Here is a 16309-nt window from a genome sequence, read left to right as displayed (position 1 = left end):
ACTCCATTCTTTTTATTCACGTTACGCAAAGCCCCCTCACCCTAACCCTCTCCCAGGGGGAGAGTGGCTGACCGAGGGGCTGACTACATTTGTGTAGGAGCTGTCGAGTGAAACGAGGCTGCGATCTTTTGATCTTTCACATCAAGATCAGAAGATCGCAGCGTGCCGCAGCTCCTACAGGGTTATGCGGTGGCGGCTTGTTGCGGTTGCTGCCACGACTCATTCGCCGTCTGATCCATCGCTTCCTGAATTGCCCGCTTGCGGTTGGCTTCTGCCTTGCGGCCGAAGTACCAGACCAGGAAGGTCACCAGCGACACCGCCAGCAGAATCAGGCTGGCCACGGCGTTGATCTCAGGCTTCACGCCCAGACGCACCGCCGAGAACACTTCCATCGGCAACGTGGTCGAACCCGGGCCGGAAACGAAGCTCGCCAACACCAAGTCATCCAGCGACAAGGCGAACGACATCATGCCGCCCGCCGCCAGCGACGGCGCGATCATTGGAATGGTGATCAGGAAAAACACCTTGAACGGTTTCGCGCCGAGATCCATCGCCGCTTCTTCGATCGACAGATCCAGTTCCCGCAAGCGCGCGGAGACTACCACCGCGACATAAGCGGCACAAAACGTGGTGTGGGCGATCCAGATCGTGACGATGCCACGCTCCTGCGGCCAGCCGATCAACTGCGCCATGGCCACGAACAGCAGCAACAGCGACAGACCGGTGATCACTTCAGGCATCACCAACGGCGCGGTGACCAGACCACCGAACAGCGTGCGACCCTTGAAGCGCGTGACGCGGGTCAGCACGAAAGCGGCGAGGGTGCCCAGCGCCACGGCAGCAATCGCGGTGTAGCAGGCGATTTCCAGCGAGCGCACCACCGAGCCCATCAGTTGCGTGTTGTCGAGCAGGCCGACGTACCACTTCACCGACCAGCCGCCCCATACCGTCACCAGTTTCGAGGCGTTGAACGAGTAGATCACCAGAATCAGCATCGGCAGATAAATGAACATCAGGCCGAAGATCAGCATGAACTTGGAAAAACCGAAGCGTTTCATCCCCGTGCCTCCATCTCTTTGGCCTGGCTGCGGTTGAACAGCAGAATCGGCACAATCAGGATCAACAGCATCACCACCGCCAGCGCAGACGCCACCGGCCAGTCGCGGTTATTGAAGAACTCTTGCCACAGCACGCGACCGATCATCAGGGTCTCCGGGCCACCCAACAGTTCGGGAATCACGAACTCACCGACCACCGGAATGAACACCAGCATGCAGCCGGCAATAATCCCGTTCTTGGCCAGCGGCACGGTGATTTTCCAGAAGTTGTTGAAGTTGCTCGAACCCAGGTCCTGCGCGGCTTCCAGCAAGCTGCCGTCGTGCTTCACCAGGTTGGCGTACAGCGGCAACACCATGAACGGCAGGTAGGCGTAGACCACGCCGATATACACGGCCGTGTTGGTGTTGAGGATCTCGATCGGGTGGTCGGTGAGCCCCGTCCACATCAGAAACCCGTTGAGCAAACCGTTGTTGCTGAGGATGCCCATCCATGCGTAAACGCGGATCAGGATCGCGGTCCAAGTAGGCATCATGATCAACAGCAGCAGGACGTTTTGCGTTTCCTTGCCGGTCTTGGTGATCGCGTAGGCCATCGGGAAACCGATCAGCAGACACATCAGCGTGCTCAGCGCCGCGACCTTCAGCGAACCGAGGTAGGCCGACAGGTACAGCTCGTCTTCGCCGAGCATGGTGTAGTTGCCGATGTTCAGCAGCAGCTGGAATTTCTGTTCGGCGTAGGTGTAGATCTCCGAGTACGGCGGGATCGACAGCGCGGCTTCCGAGAAACTGATCTTCATCACCAGAAAGAACGGCAGCATGAAGAACAGGAACAGCCAGATGAACGGAATGCCGATCACCAGTTTTCGCCCGCTGGGCACCAGGCGCAGGAATTGCTGATTGAAGGTTTTCATGAGCGCAGTACCACGCCGCTGTCGTCTTCCCACCAGACGTAGACCTTGTCGTCCCAGGTCGGGCGCGCGCCACGGCGTTCGGCGTTGGCCATGAACGACTGGACGATTTTGCCGCCGGGCAATTCGACGTAGAACACCGAGTGACCGCCGAGGTAGGCGATGTCATGCACCTTGCCTTCGGACCAGTTGTAGCGGAACTCGGGTTGGGTGGTGCTGACGAGCATTTTTTCCGGACGGATCGCGTAGGTGACCGACTTGTCCTGCACCGAGGTGCTGACGCCGTGACCGACGTAGATCTTCTGCTGCAAGTCCGGGCTGTGGATGATCGCGTGACCTTCAAGGTCTTCCACCACGGTGCCATCGAAGGCGTTCACGTTGCCGATGAATTCGCAGACCATGCGGCTGACCGGGGCTTCGTAGATGTCGACGGGGCTGCCGATTTGCGCGATCCAGCCCAGGTGCATGATCGCGATGCGCTCAGCCATGGTCATGGCCTCTTCCTGGTCGTGGGTCACCATCACGCAGGTCACGCCGACGCGTTCGATGATCTGCACCAGTTCCAGTTGCATCTGCGAACGCAGCTTTTTGTCCAGCGCACCCATCGGCTCGTCGAGCAGCAACAGCTTCGGACGCTTGGCCAGCGAACGGGCGAGGGCGACGCGCTGACGCTGACCGCCGGACAACTGGTGCGGACGGCGTTTGGCGTATTGAGTCATATGCACCAGACGCAGCATTTCATCGACACGGGCATCGATTTCACTGGCCGGCAAACGGTCCTGCTTGAGGCCGAAGGCGATGTTCTGCGCGACGGTCATGTGTGGGAACAGCGCGTAGGACTGGAACATCATGTTGATCGGCCGCTCGTACGGCGGCATGTCAGTGATGTCCACGCCGTCGAGCAGAATCCGCCCTTCGGTCGGCCGCTCGAAACCGGCGAGCATGCGCAGCAGGGTCGATTTGCCCGAACCGGAGCCGCCGAGCAAGGCGAAGATTTCGCCCTGATGGATCTCCAGGGACACATCGTCCACTGCCACGGTTTCGTCGAACTTCTTGGTGACACGATCGACTTTCACCAGCACCTTTTTCGGTTGCTGATGACCTTCAAGTGCCTTCCTGTAAGTGCTGGAGGCGTTTGCCATGTGAAACTCCCAACAGGTTTCGTTCGCCGGGCCAATGTGGCCGGGCTTAAGTGGATTGCAAGCCAGGAACAACCATCCCCCTCACACATATCCCTGTAGGAGCTGCCGAAGGCTGCGATCTTTTGATCTTGTTTTTTACAATCAACATCAAAAGATCGCAGCCTTCGGCAGCTCCTACAGGGGCCACATTTTCAGTGGGTTGTCCTGGCTTGTTCGGCGCCGCCGTCCTGGCTGCCTGGGTCGTACTTGTTGTTATTACGGGTGTTGTTGTTCACGAATGACGGATGCGCAAAGGCACACCCGACGTCCGTGGGGGCAGTAAATCGTTGTGACCTTTGGGGTGTGTCAGCGCTGGTTGCGCCGCGCCGCCCGTTGCCGACAAGCCGCGCCGAATGCCTGGAAAATCTTCAAGTAGTTCGGGTTATCGAGCACTTGCCATTCCGGGTGCCATTGCACGCCGAGGGCGAAGGTCGGGCTGTGCTCGACCGAGATCGCCTCGATCAAGCCGTCCGGCGCCACCGCTTCGGCACGCAAGCCGGGAGCGAGGCGATCAATGCCCTGGCTGTGAATCGAGTTGACCTGGAACTCGCCGGGCAATCCCAGCGCCTCGAACACGCCGCCAGCAAGCACGGTCACCGCGTGAGCCGGCGCGTATTGCACGGCCACATCAGGGCTGTCGGCTTCACGGTGATCAAGCATGCCTGGCAGCTCATGCACCTTCTGATGCAGGCTGCCGCCGAACGCCACGTTCATTTCCTGGAAGCCCCGGCAAATGCCGAGCACCGGAACGCCCGCCGCGATGGCTGCACGTAATAAAGGAAGGGTGGTGGCATCCCGCGCCGGATCATGATCCGTGCCGGGTTCGCTGGCCGGGCCTTGATAGTGGAAGGGCTCCACGTTCGAGGGCGAGCCGGTCAGCAGCAGACCGTCGAGTTGACCGAGCAGGTCTTCGATTTCAGTCAGCTTGCCAAGGGAAGGAATGACCACTGGCAGCCCGTTAGCGCCAACGCTGACAGCACGTACGTACTTGTCGCCGCTGATGTGATAGGGGTGCAGGCCAATCTGTTTGACGCAGGCAGTAACGCCGATCAATGGCTTGAATGCCATTTTTATTCACCTCGAAGTTTGACACTTGAACGAGCTTTTCCGGAGCTTAGCCTCGTTGATTTTAATTAACAACTGCCATGTAAAAAATTCTAAACGCCGTTCATCAAATCTTCATGATTCTCGGGGCTGTGGCGCCTGTATTGGCACGCAAGTGTTAAAAAAAGCCCGAAAAATAAACCCTGAACGGCCATCTGTTCGCTATTGACTTCACTTTGCCGTTCGGGTTGACTGGCTCGGCGAAACAGCAGTGAACATAATAATTAACAGCTAAATAGGTGCATCATGTCGGTCCCTCTGCGTACCGTTCAACTCAACGAAGCAAACGCATTCCTTAAGAAATATCCTGAGGTTTTGTACGTCGACCTTCTGATTGCGGATATGAACGGTGTGGTGCGCGGCAAGCGTATCGAACGCACCAGTCTTCATAAGGTTTACGAGAAAGGCATCAACCTGCCGGCCTCGCTTTTCGCGCTCGACATCAACGGCTCCACGGTGGAAAGCACCGGTCTGGGTCTGGATATCGGCGACGCTGACCGCATCTGCTACCCGATCCCCGGCACCCTTAGTATCGAGCCGTGGCAGAAGCGCCCAACCGCACAACTTCTAATGACCATGCACGAGATCGAAGGCCAGCCGTTCTTCGCCGACCCGCGTGAAGTGCTGGCCAACGTCGTGCGCAAATTCGACGACCTCGGCCTGACCATCTGCGCGGCATTCGAACTCGAGTTCTATCTGATCGACCAGGACAACGTGAACGGTCGTCCGCAATCGCCACGTTCGCCGGTGTCCGGCAAGCGTCCGGTGTCGACTCAGGTGTACCTGATCGACGACCTCGACGAATACGTCGATTGCCTGCAAGACATCCTCGAAGGCGCGAAAGAGCAGGGCATCCCGGCTGACGCGATCGTCAAGGAAAGCGCCCCGGCGCAGTTCGAAGTCAACCTGCATCACGTCTCCGACCCGATCAAGGCGTGCGACTACGCCGTCCTGCTCAAGCGTCTGGTGAAGAACATCGCCTACGACCATGAGATGGACACCACCTTCATGGCCAAGCCGTATCCGGGCCAGGCGGGCAATGGTCTGCACGTGCACATTTCGATCCTGGACAAAGAGGGCAACAACATCTTTGCCAGCGAGGATCCCGAGCAGAACGCCGCGCTGCGCCACGCGATCGGCGGTGTGCTGGAGACCCTGCCTGCGCAAATGGCGTTCCTCTGCCCGAACGTCAACTCGTACCGCCGCTTCGGCGCGCAGTTCTACGTACCGAACTCGCCGAGTTGGGGTATCGATAACCGCACCGTTGCGGTTCGTGTGCCAACCGGGTCGGCCGATGCTGTGCGTATCGAGCATCGCGTCGCCGGTGCTGACGCCAACCCGTACTTGCTGATGGCTTCGGTGCTGGCCGGTATTCACCACGGTCTGACCAATCAGATCGAGCCGGGCGCCCCGGTGGAAGGCAACAGCTACGAGCAGAACGAACAGAGCCTGCCGAACAACCTGCGCGACGCACTGCGCGAACTGGACGACAGCGAAGTCATGGCCCGCTACATCGACCCGATGTACATCGACGTGTTTGTCGCGTGCAAGGAAAGCGAGCTGGCCGAGTTCGAGAACTCGATTTCTGACCTTGAGTACAACTGGTATCTGCATACGGTGTGATTGGCTGAGGCCCTCAAAAGCTGAAGAGCCCCTCACCCTAACCCTCCCGAAACGTCGGACCGCCCGGAGGGAGAGGGGACTGATTCGGGGATGCTCGGGGAATCCGCCGACCTGAACGATTTTTGCCGAATCTATATTCGACTCGGTCGTTCAGGTCGGTGTATCTCCCAAGACAACTCGGTCGGTCCCCTCTACCCCCGGGAGAGGGCTAGGGTGAGGGCAGCCATCTCAAACCAGACACAACACCCCGACACCCCCAATCCCCCCTTGTCGAGCCACAACAATGACAACGACCCGCAACGACTGGGAACAACGCTTCCAGTCCCTGACCATCGAAGCCCGCGCGTTCATCAACGGTGAATACCGCCCGGCCATCAGTGGCGACACGTTTGAATGCCTGAGCCCCGTCGACGGCCGTTTCCTCGCCTCCGTGGCCAGCACCGATGAAGCCGACGCCAACCTCGCCGTTGAAGTCGCGCGCCAGTCTTTCGAATCCGGCGTGTGGGCGAAAAAAGCCCCGGCCGAGCGCAAGCGCATCCTGATTCGCTTCGCCGATCTGATCCTGCAGAACCAGGAAGAACTGGCGCTGCTGGAAACCCTCGACATGGGTAAACCGATCAGCGATTCGATGAGCATCGACATCCCGGCGACCGCCAACGCGATCCGCTGGAGCGCCGAAGCCATCGACAAGATCTACGACGAAGTCGCCGCCACACCCCACGACCAACTCGGCCTCGTCACCCGCGAGCCATCCGGCGTGGTCGCGGCCATCGTGCCGTGGAACTTCCCGCTGATCATGGCCAGCTGGAAATTCGCACCAGCGCTGGCAGCAGGCAACTCGTTCATTCTCAAGCCTTCGGAAAAATCGCCGCTGACCGCAATCCGCATTGCTCAGCTTGCGCTGGATGCCGGCATTCCGAAAGGCGTGTTCAACGTGCTGCCAGGCTTCGGCCACACCGTCGGCAAGGCGCTGGCGTTGCACATGGACGTCGACGTGCTGGCCTTCACCGGCTCCACGGCAATCGCCAAACAACTGATGATTTATGCCGGCCAAAGCAACATGAAACGCGTCTGGCTCGAAGCAGGGGGCAAGAGCCCGAACGTGGTGTTTGCCGACGCACCGGACTTGCGCGCGGCAGCACAAGCAGCGGCCGGCGCCATTGCCTTCAACCAGGGCGAAGTGTGCACCGCCGGTTCGCGCTTGCTGGTCGAGCGTTCGATCCGCGAGCAGTTCATTCCGCTGTTGGTGGAAGCGCTGCAAGCGTGGAAACCGGGTCATTCACTGGATCCTGCCACCACCGTCGGTGCCGTGGTCGATCAGCGTCAACTCGACAACGTGCTGCGCTACATCAGCATCGGTCGCGAGCAGGGCGCCGAGCTGATTGCTGGCGGTCAACGCACCCTTGAAGAAACTGGCGGCCTCTATGTGCAACCGGCGCTGTTCGACGGCGTGACCAACGCGATGACCATCGCCCAGGAAGAAATCTTCGGCCCAGTGCTGTCGCTGATCACCTTCGACACCGCCGAAGAAGCGCTGCGGATCGCCAACGACAGCATCTTCGGCCTCGCCGCCGGCGTCTGGACCAGCAACCTGAGCAAGGCGCACACCTTCGCCCGTGGCCTGCGTGCCGGCAGCGTCTGGGTCAACCAGTACGACGGTGGCGACATGACCGCACCGTTCGGTGGTTTCAAGCAGTCGGGCAACGGTCGCGATAAATCGCTGCACGCGTTCGACAAGTACACCGAGCTGAAAGCGACCTGGATCAAGCTCTAATTCTTTTACAGCGGCGGTCGCCAGCGTCTGGCGGCCATCGGAGAAACGTATGAAACAACAACACGTAAACAGCTACTACGCCGCCACTCGCAATGAAGTCATCGACTTTCCGGTTCTGGAAGAGTCGGTCGAGTGCGACGTCTGCATCATCGGCGCTGGCTACACCGGCCTGTCTTCGGCGCTGTTCCTCACCGAAGCCGGCTACAAAGTGACGGTGCTGGAAGCGGCGAAAGTCGGCTACGGCGCCAGCGGTCGCAACGGCGGTCAACTGGTCAACTCCTACAGCCGCGACGTCGACGTGATCGAAGAGCGCTACGGCGACAAGACCGCAGAAATCCTCGGCAGCATGATCTTCGAAGGCGCCGACATCATCCGTTCGCGCATCAAGGAATACGACATCCAATGCGACTACCGCCCGGGCGGTATCTTCGCAGCGATGAACAAGAAACAACTCAACGGTCTGGCCGAGCAGAAGCGCGGCTGGGAGCGTTATGGCAACCGCAATCTGAAGATGCTCGACGCGGCTGAGATTCGTCGTGAAGTCGGCTCCGATGCTTACGTCGGTGGTCTGCTCGATATGCAGGGCGGCCACGTGCATCCGCTGAATCTGGCGCTCGGTGAAGCGGCTGCGATCACGCGTTTGGGCGGCAAGATTTACGAGCAATCAGCGGCTGTAGAAATCAAATACGGCGAGCCTAACGTCGTGCGCACCGCCAAAGGCCAGGTCCGCGCCAAGTACCTGCTGATCGCCGGCAACGCTTATCTGCCGCAAGGTCTCGACAACCGCGTGACCGCGAAAAGCATGCCGTGCGGTTCGCAGATCGTCGTCACCGAGCCGTTGACCGAAAAGCAGGCGCGCAGCCTGATCACCAACAACTACTGCGTCGAAGACTGTAACTATCTGCTGGATTACTACCGCCTCACCGCCGACAACCGTCTGCTTTACGGCGGCGGTGTGGTCTACGGCGCGCGGGAACCGGACGACATCGAACAACTGATCCGCCCGAAGATCCTCAAGACCTTCCCGCAGCTCAAAGACGTGAAGATCGACTACCGCTGGACCGGCAACTTCCTGCTGACCATGTCACGCATGCCGCAATTCGGCCGCATCGAAAAGAACGCCTACTACATGCAAGGCTACAGCGGCCACGGCGTCACCTGCTCGCACCTGGCCGGCAAACTGATCTCGGAAATGATCCGTGGCGACGCCGAACGTTTCGACGCTTTCGCGTCCTTGCCGCACATGCCAATGCTCGGCGGCCGCACCTTCTCCGCGCCACTGACCGCCCTCGGTGCTGTCTACTACTCACTGCGCGACCGTTTCGGCATCTAAGTTACCTCCCCGGCGGCGGCCCCCAAGACCCCGCCGGTTTTTTAATGCTGCAGCAACACCACCGATGTCACTGACACCCAGATGTCCAACTGTGGGAGCGAGCCTGCTCGCGAAGAGGCCAGCCCAGCCACCCTCCCTCCCACAGAAACACCAAAAACCCTGTGGGAGCGAGCTTGCTCGCGAAGGCGGCCATCCAGTCAAAAATAATGTTGAATGTGCCACCGAATCGCGAGCAGGCGAAGGCCTACTGGGCTGTATTACCAAGGCAAGAAGGACTTTTGCCCCACCGTCCATCGAACCTGCTGAGCAACACCGGCAAACGTGATTTAATAGCCGCCTTTCACGGTTCCGGGACACGGGAGCAACGTGATCCGCGCCCCTCGGCGCGTCACCCGCCACCCACCCCCATCGCCCTTAAGTCGTTCTTACATAAGGCAGTCATGGATACGGGTTCTCGACTCAAACTAGTACGCGAAAGCTACAAACTCTCCCAGCGCGAGCTGGCCCGGCGTAGCGGCGTGACCAATGCCACCATCTCCCTGATCGAACAGAATCGCGTCAGCCCCTCCGTCAGCTCACTGAAAAAGCTGCTCGAAGGCATACCGATGTCCCTGGCCGACTTCTTCACCTTCGACCAACCCCCGCGCGAACACCAATACGTCTTCCGCGCCAACGAACAACCCGACCTCGGCCGCCATGGCTTGCGACTGCTGCTGATCGGCGCCTCGGTGCCCAGCCGGCAGATGCGCTTGCTGCGCGAGCAATACGCACCAGGCGCGAGTTCGGGGGAAGAGCCGATTGTGCATGCTGAGGGCGAGGAGTGTGGGCTTGTCACCCGTGGCACGGTGGAGTTGACTGTTGATGGGGCGGTGAGTGTGTTGAATGCCGGGGATGGGTATTACTTTCCGACGACGCTGCCGCATAAGTTCCGGAATATCGGGGCGGATGAGGCTGAGATTATTAGTGCGAATACGCCGGCGAATTTTTGATTGTTTCTCTCGCGTGGTGGCGATTTGGTGCTACATTCTTCCACATTCTCGTTGGCAGTCTGTAGATGGAGAGCTGAAGAGTTGGGATTGACGCGTCATCCCGCGTCTCGACATAAAAAGTAGGGGGGAGAATGTTTGTATATAAGACTTATAGTTTTCCGCCAGTGGCGAAATTGTCAAAAAAACTTACCTCTGATTGATAGTGACTTGAAGTATATATTTGATGAATAGTAAAGCTGGTGTTGAGCTGAATGTAAGTTCTGGCGGATTTCAAGATAACGTTATTAATACTGTCCAGGAGCCTAGCTTGGCGCGAAACGATACAGTCCTCAAATGCGTAGATCTATTCGCTGGCGCAGGAGGGTTCTCTCTCGCGGCGCGCAAGGCAAATATCCAAGTGGTCGCTGCAGTTGAACTTAATAAATATGCGTGTGAAACATATCGTGCGAATTTGATTGACCATCATGAGGGTGATAGTGATCGTCCTCTCCTCTATTCGCAAAATATTCTCGATTTGGAACCTCTTGATCTCAGCCGCTCTCACTTTTCGAAAGGCGAGAGTTGCGATATTGTTTTGGGAGGACCTCCGTGTCAGGGTTTCTCAGTTCATCGGATTAATGGCGCGGGTGTTGATGATCCTCGTAATGAATTGATTCTTCGATATTTTGAGTATGTGAGAGTATTGACTCCAAAAATTTTCTTGATGGAAAATGTGCCCGGAATACTTTGGCCTAGACATAAGAAGTTTTTGGATGCTTTTCTGGCGGAGAGCGAGGACGCGGGATACAGAATTTTAGGGCCGATTCGAATAGATGCCAGGGATTACGGAGTGCCTCAGCGTCGTGTTCGTGTTTTTATACTTGGAATACGTAAAGATGTGGAGTTTGATGACTCGGTTTGGCCTCCAAAAAAAACACATGGTGATTCTAAGACTATTGCCATTCGACCTGATTTAAAACCTTGGGTTGCTGCATCAGAAGTTTTTTCAAAACCTCTTTTGCCTAATGATAAAAATGATATTCATATGAATCATTCGGACAAGCTCGTCGAGGTGTTTCGCGCTACACCAATTAATGGTAGTCGACATGACTCGAATAGAGTTTTGCCTTGTCATAAGGGGCACTCTGGTCACAACGATGTGTACGGCCGTATAAATCTCAGTGAGCCGGGTCCGACGATGACCACTGCATGTATAAACCCGTCTAAGGGTAGATTCGTTCATCCAACCGAGCATCATGGGTTGACGATAAGGCAAGCAGCTAGGTTTCAAACGTTTCCAGATGATTTTGTGTTCAAAGGTGGGTTAACAGCAGCTGGCGTACAAATTGGGAACGCAGTGCCGGTATATCTTGGAGAAGTATTGTTAAAGGCTGTCTCTCAGGGACTTGTAGGCAACTTAAATATAAACTGAGGTTGAAGTCATGGTTGACGCGGTATCCTTCAGAACTCGGGCTCGTACAATTGACCATCTAGGGCGAGAGCAAATCGCGGACTGTCCAACGGCAGTGTCGGAACTTTGGAAAAATGCGTACGATGCTTATGCGACGACCATAGGTCTCCATATATATGATGGCAAGCTACCAATAGTCACATTGGTAGATGATGGGCATGGCATGAGTCGTGACGAGTTTGTTGAAAAATGGCTCGTGATAGGGACCGAATCCAAAGCAACAGGAAAGAGCACAGATGAAGAAGATCGCAATGGCCTCATGGTCAGGCCCAAGCAGGGACAGAAAGGCATAGGACGTTTATCCTCAGCTTTTCTGGGACCTCTTCTATTAGTAGTCTCCAAGCGAAAGCACGATTTATTCACCGCTGCGCTTATTGATTGGCGGTTGTTTGAAAATCCATTCCTATACTTGCAGGATATAGAAGTTCCTGTTGTGGAATTTGAGAAGAAAGAAGAGATTTTTGGTTTCCTGCCGTCAATGTTTGAATCGTTGCGTGGCAACCTGTTTGGAGATGGGAAAGACCGAGCTAGAGATGTCAGGATCATTGATGCATGGAATGCATTTGATAAGCTGGAAGCTTCTGAGGGGAAAAACTCAACCCGGTCTGCTATGGAAGAGGTGGCTGGTAACACTACGTTTGAGTTAAGTCACTTCGAACAGTGGCCGTTGTGGCAAGACGAGAAAAAGCACGGCACTATATTGCTGATAGCAGATATCGTTTTTGATTTGGAAGCTCAAATTGAATCAAGAGTTGCGCCTGAAGATATGGATGCTGCTGCACAAGCGAAAGAACGGCTTTTTCAAACGCTTTCAAATTTTACTGACCCCTATTCTGATGAAGAAAATCGCATCGAAGGATTTACGGCTGAAGCTTTTAATTATTCGGTGACTGCCTGGAGTGGAGGACTACGTCGCTCAGTAATTTCCAATCAGCGTGAGTTTGACGTGAAGAATTTGGAAGAATTAGAGCACGTCGTCGAGGGTACAGTTGACGAATTTGGCGTGTTCACAGGACGTGTTAAAGCATTCGGCCGATGGTTAGATGGCGATGTAGTTATTTCTCCCAAGAGCGAAATTTCTATCAGAAGTAACTCAAAAGTGGGTTGCTTTCATCTGAGGTTGGGTACTTTCCAGCAGATGCCCGGTTCCTCTTCACACCCGCCAGAGATACATAGAAAGCTTGTTGAACAGTCTTCAAAGTACGGCGGAGTAATGGTCTATCGGAACGGGCTTCGAGTTATGCCCTATGGTAGAGAGGATAGTGACTTTTTTGAGATCGAAAAACGCAGATCCCTACATGCTGGGCGGCACTTCTGGTCCAATCGCAGGACGTTTGGCCGAGTTGCTCTTACAAGAGAAGGAAATCCGAACTTAAAAGACAAGGCTGGTAGAGAGGGGCTGATTGATAATAAAGCAGTTAAGGTTTTCCGGGATCTGGTGGAAAATATCCTTATGAAAACTGCGTATAATTATTTCGGTACTGATTCTGACCTACAAAAGAAATTTCTCCCTGGAATTCAAGAGTCCCGAGCAAAGGAAAAAGCCGAAGAACAGCGTAATAAAGCACGGGCATCCAGGCGGAAGCGATTTAGAGGAGCATTGAAAAAGAATTTGCCAATACTTAAGTTGCACTGTGAAGAGCTTGATGAGCTAATTGTTAAGGTGCGAAACGCAACGTTAAGTACTGAGCAGGAAGTGTTAAGTCTGCGGGATCAACTTTTGATTCTTAAGGATAGATCTAAAGAGTTTTCCTTAGGTGAGGCTCCAAAAAATCTTGGATTAATAGAGCAGGAGTATGAAGGATATCGCTACAACCAACGGCGCTCCGCAGAAATGGTTAGCTCTTTAGATCAGTCATTAACGTCTGCACTTTCTATATTGAAGCCTAAAGCGCCGCGTGATATCGCTTATTCCGATCTAAATAGTCATGCATCTTTTTTACAAGTTAGGTTGCGCAGATGGCATAAAGAAGCTCGCGATCTATTGGATGCTGAGCAGCAGCGAATTGCCGAACTTTATGAGGAGAGCAGTAAACGTTACCATGCTTTAACACTGCCGCTATTAGATGATGTTGAGAATGATAGAGTAGCTCTTTCTGATGTGCTTGAACGGCTAGCTGTAGAGAGAGATAAGGTTGATTTTGAGAACTCTGAGGTATTTGAGCCTTATATATCGGCCATGAGGAGTTTGCAGGAAAACATTGATTTGGAAACGTTGGCTACCTACGGCATGGATGCGGTGGATGAGATGAGAGAAGAGCTAGATCGGCTTCACTCTCTAGCGCAGCTAGGCATAACTGTTGAGATAATCGGTCACGAGGTTGAGGGGTTGGAACTGTCAATCAGTGAAGGCTTGGAAAACCTTCCACAAGAGGTGAAAAATTTAAAGGCATACTCCGAAGTTAAAATTGCTCATGAGATGCTAGCAGATCGTTTGAGATTTTTGTCTCCCTTAAAGCTTTCAGGTTCAAATCTTAAGGTTTCAATCAGCGGTCAAGAAATCATGCAGTATGTCTTGAAGTTTTTTGGCATTGGACTGCAAGAAAAGGAAGTTCGAGTTGAAGCTACTGATAAGTTCAATAATTTTAGTGTTTACGAGCAACCAGCGAGAATTTTTCCTGTTTTTATAAATCTGATAAACAATGCTATATATTGGGTCGGTCAGCGTAGTATGGGTGATCCCCAGGTTTTAATAGATGTAGTCGATGGTAAAGTTGTAATTGGCGATAGTGGTGCTGGTGTAGATAGTGAGGATCAAAAGCATTTATTTTCCCTGTTTTTTACGCGGAAAATTCGTGGTGGGAGAGGTGTAGGATTATATTTGTGTCGTGCTAACTTGTCTGCTGGTGGGCATACAATCCAATATGCTGTGGAAGATAAGTTTAAAATCCTTCCGGGCGCTAATTTTGTAATGGACTTCAAAGGTGCCGTGTATGCATAAGGCAAGCATCGAAGTAACGAGTGAGTATGGTAATCTCATTGAAGAGGTTTTCATTAAACCAATTCGTACCGTTATGGTCGTTGATGATGAATTTCCTACAGTGGATGCATTACTTCAAAAAGAGCTCGGAGGGGGAGGTAGTTGGGTTTCTACTAATGTTGAACGAGCTTGCCGTATTATCGAGTCATGCAGGAGTGACGAGCGTCGTTGGGTAGTAGATATTCACGACGGCCAAAACTCTTTCGCAATCGAAGGAGAAGGTGAGGGAGTATCCCATTTTCATCATTCAGATCTAATGATTCTAGATTACCATTTGGATAGGGATCAGCCAGAGGATGGCGGAAATGCTGTTTCTATCCTTCGCCGGCTGGCTGACAATGACCACTTCAACCTTGTGATTGTTTATACCAAAGGGTATGGGTTGACTGGGGGACATATTTCTCGAGTTGTAACTGAAGTTTCACTCGGCCTTTCTTCAATTGATGCCCGGTTGGGTCAGCATGCGAATGCCACTGCAATAGTAGCAGAGTTATTAGATAGTTGGGAGGATGTAAGTCGGGGTGCTTCGGAGCGAGTGCTGGGTTTTATCGATGATAATTTGTATTTAAAGTTAAAGTCGATTAAGGACAAGAGTATTGATTGGCTCACCGTAGGTGGGTGGCCAGAATTGGAGTCATTCAAAGCCTTTGTAGAGGCTGGCCCTCCTGAAGTTTCAAGTAAGTATATTAGTTTTTTGAAATTTTCTGTTAATTATAAGCAAGAAGAACTGAAAGGAAAATTGTCGGAAAAGGATTTTGGCAAATTAGATTGGGGTTTTGAAGGTGTTACTGGCATTAATTGGATTCGCACGGATCGTTTGTTTGTGACAGTAGTGAGTAAGACGGAGGATCCAGCTTCTTTACCAAGTAAGCTGCTTTCTTCATTGGTGCGGTGGAATCCGGAACCGCACAGATTACTGATGTCAAAAATGCGTGCAGAGCTAGACGAACGTGGTGTTTTGGCTGAGGGTACGGTATTAGATAATCAATACTTGCAAGCAGGATGGCTACAGGAATACCTTACCGAAGATATGTATGAGCGACAGTGGAAAGTTCATAGTACGATTAATCGGCATTGGGAAGGCTTGGGTGATTCTATACGTTTAGGAGTAACAAATTTTGCAGACAGGCTTGCACAATACTTGATAGCCGAGGGACGTGCTGAAGTAGTAAAGCAGTGGTATCCGCAATTAAGTGAGCAAGAGGTAAAAAGTTACTTAAATAGTTACGTCAGCAGCAAAGTAAGTGTCGAGGGGTCGTACCTAACCACGGGGCACGTTATACGGTTTGACAAATGTGTAGGAGATGGATGCTTTTGGTTATGCCTTTCTCCCGCATGCGATTTGGTTCCTGGTCAGAAAAGTTCTGGTTGGCCAAAAAGGCTAGGAAATCACACACCATTTATCGCTGTTGAATTATTTCCTGTTAAAGAAGGCGAAGCATTAAAAAACGCTTTCGCTGGAAATCATCTGTTTCTGAAAATAGAAAATAAAGTTTTATGCTTTAGCTTTACGCCCCCTCTGAGTCTGAAAGAAGACCCTCTTGGAGAAAAGACATCGAATCCAAAATGGGAACAGATGTTTGCGGGGGATCAAGGAAGGTTTGCTTCCGGGACACAAAATATTACGGTTACTCGTGCCGATGGAACTGGTGGCGATTTAGCTTTTAAAAAGCAATCTGCGCAGGTCGTTGCTCATTTACGATATGAATATGCGTTGAATTTGCTGAATAGGCTAGGTTCGAATTTGTCTAGGGTTGGGCTTGATTTTATTGGATTCGCTGGTGGTGCTGTTCCCGTACTACAAACAGAAATGTCCAGCGGTGTAGTCAACCAAGTTTCTGCGAATCAGCCATAATAGAGTTAATTCACTTTCGATAATTTAATTTTATCCAGTGAAGTTTTCAGTTTT

Annotated in this window: 11 protein-coding genes; 7 read left to right on the top strand and 4 right to left on the bottom strand. The window is 53.4% G+C overall.

Features of this window, described 5'->3' with window-relative positions:
* Positions 1–182: 182 nt before the first annotated feature.
* The 4 genes from CKW26_RS06565 to CKW26_RS06550 all read right to left on the bottom strand — a co-directional run bounded on the left by CKW26_RS06565 (position 183) and on the right by CKW26_RS06550 (position 4215).
* Positions 183–1058, bottom strand: a complete 876-nt coding sequence (locus CKW26_RS06565; protein ID WP_034155531.1) for an ABC transporter permease subunit — start codon at positions 1056–1058, stop codon at positions 183–185.
* A complete protein-coding gene (locus CKW26_RS06560) occupies positions 1055–1936 on the bottom strand; it encodes an ABC transporter permease subunit (protein ID WP_177409232.1) in 882 nt (293 codons plus the stop codon). The genes CKW26_RS06565 and CKW26_RS06560 overlap by 4 nt, the downstream gene beginning before the upstream one ends.
* Before the next feature lie 29 nt (positions 1937–1965).
* A complete protein-coding gene (locus CKW26_RS06555) occupies positions 1966–3108 on the bottom strand; it encodes an ABC transporter ATP-binding protein (RefSeq protein ID WP_007919249.1) in 1143 nt (380 codons plus the stop codon).
* A gap of 345 nt (positions 3109–3453) precedes the next feature.
* On the bottom strand, positions 3454–4215 hold the full coding sequence (locus tag CKW26_RS06550) for a gamma-glutamyl-gamma-aminobutyrate hydrolase family protein (protein ID WP_095047961.1): 762 nt from the start codon (positions 4213–4215) through the stop codon (positions 3454–3456).
* A 282-nt stretch (positions 4216–4497) separates the two neighbouring features.
* Between CKW26_RS06550 and CKW26_RS06545 the strand changes: the two genes are divergently transcribed.
* From CKW26_RS06545 to CKW26_RS29395, 7 genes are all read left to right on the top strand, one after another.
* Positions 4498–5874, top strand: a complete 1377-nt coding sequence (locus CKW26_RS06545) for a glutamine synthetase family protein (protein WP_007918694.1) — start codon at positions 4498–4500, stop codon at positions 5872–5874.
* 283 nt (positions 5875–6157) lie between these two features.
* Complete coding sequence (locus CKW26_RS06540) at positions 6158–7648, top strand: aldehyde dehydrogenase (RefSeq protein WP_095047960.1); 1491 nt, start codon at positions 6158–6160, stop codon at positions 7646–7648.
* A gap of 49 nt (positions 7649–7697) precedes the next feature.
* Entirely contained in the window at positions 7698–8981 is a 1284-nt protein-coding gene (locus tag CKW26_RS06535; protein ID WP_016987688.1) for an FAD-binding oxidoreductase, read from the top strand.
* 440 nt (positions 8982–9421) lie between these two features.
* A complete protein-coding gene (locus tag CKW26_RS06530) occupies positions 9422–9970 on the top strand; it encodes a cupin domain-containing protein (protein ID WP_064120844.1) in 549 nt (182 codons plus the stop codon).
* Between the two features lie 223 nt (positions 9971–10193).
* Positions 10194–11381: a DNA cytosine methyltransferase gene (locus tag CKW26_RS06525; RefSeq protein WP_095047959.1), complete on the top strand. Its 1188-nt coding sequence runs from the start codon at positions 10194–10196 to the stop codon at positions 11379–11381.
* A 10-nt stretch (positions 11382–11391) separates the two neighbouring features.
* Positions 11392–14361: an ATP-binding protein gene (locus CKW26_RS06520; RefSeq protein ID WP_095047958.1), complete on the top strand. Its 2970-nt coding sequence runs from the start codon at positions 11392–11394 to the stop codon at positions 14359–14361.
* The gene (locus CKW26_RS29395) at positions 14354–16255 is read left to right on the top strand and encodes a response regulator receiver domain (protein ID WP_141231851.1); all 1902 of its coding nucleotides are present in this window, start codon (positions 14354–14356) and stop codon (positions 16253–16255) included. Before CKW26_RS06520 ends, CKW26_RS29395 begins: the two co-directional genes overlap by 8 nt.
* The last annotated feature ends 54 nt before the right edge of the window (positions 16256–16309 follow it).

The sequence above is a fragment of the Pseudomonas sp. Irchel s3h9 genome, assembly GCF_900187475.1.
Lineage (GTDB): Bacteria > Pseudomonadota > Gammaproteobacteria > Pseudomonadales > Pseudomonadaceae > Aquipseudomonas > Aquipseudomonas neuropathica.
The sequence above is the reverse complement of the archived record's forward strand: the minus strand, read 5'-3'. Positions and strand labels throughout refer to the sequence as shown.

Coding starts and splice junctions, on each gene's coding strand:
- CKW26_RS06565 (WP_034155531.1), bottom strand. CDS start 1,058: ATGAAACGCTTCGGTTTTTCCAAGTTCATGCTGATCTTCGGCCTGATG.
- CKW26_RS06555 (WP_007919249.1), bottom strand. CDS start 3,108: ATGGCAAACGCCTCCAGCACTTACAGGAAGGCACTTGAAGGTCATCAG.
- CKW26_RS06550 (WP_095047961.1), bottom strand. CDS start 4,215: ATGGCATTCAAGCCATTGATCGGCGTTACTGCCTGCGTCAAACAGATT.
- CKW26_RS06545 (WP_007918694.1), top strand. CDS start 4,498: ATGTCGGTCCCTCTGCGTACCGTTCAACTCAACGAAGCAAACGCATTC.
- CKW26_RS06540 (WP_095047960.1), top strand. CDS start 6,158: ATGACAACGACCCGCAACGACTGGGAACAACGCTTCCAGTCCCTGACC.
- CKW26_RS06535 (WP_016987688.1), top strand. CDS start 7,698: ATGAAACAACAACACGTAAACAGCTACTACGCCGCCACTCGCAATGAA.
- CKW26_RS06530 (WP_064120844.1), top strand. CDS start 9,422: ATGGATACGGGTTCTCGACTCAAACTAGTACGCGAAAGCTACAAACTC.
- CKW26_RS06525 (WP_095047959.1), top strand. CDS start 10,194: ATGAATAGTAAAGCTGGTGTTGAGCTGAATGTAAGTTCTGGCGGATTT.
- CKW26_RS06520 (WP_095047958.1), top strand. CDS start 11,392: ATGGTTGACGCGGTATCCTTCAGAACTCGGGCTCGTACAATTGACCAT.
- CKW26_RS29395 (WP_141231851.1), top strand. CDS start 14,354: ATGCATAAGGCAAGCATCGAAGTAACGAGTGAGTATGGTAATCTCATT.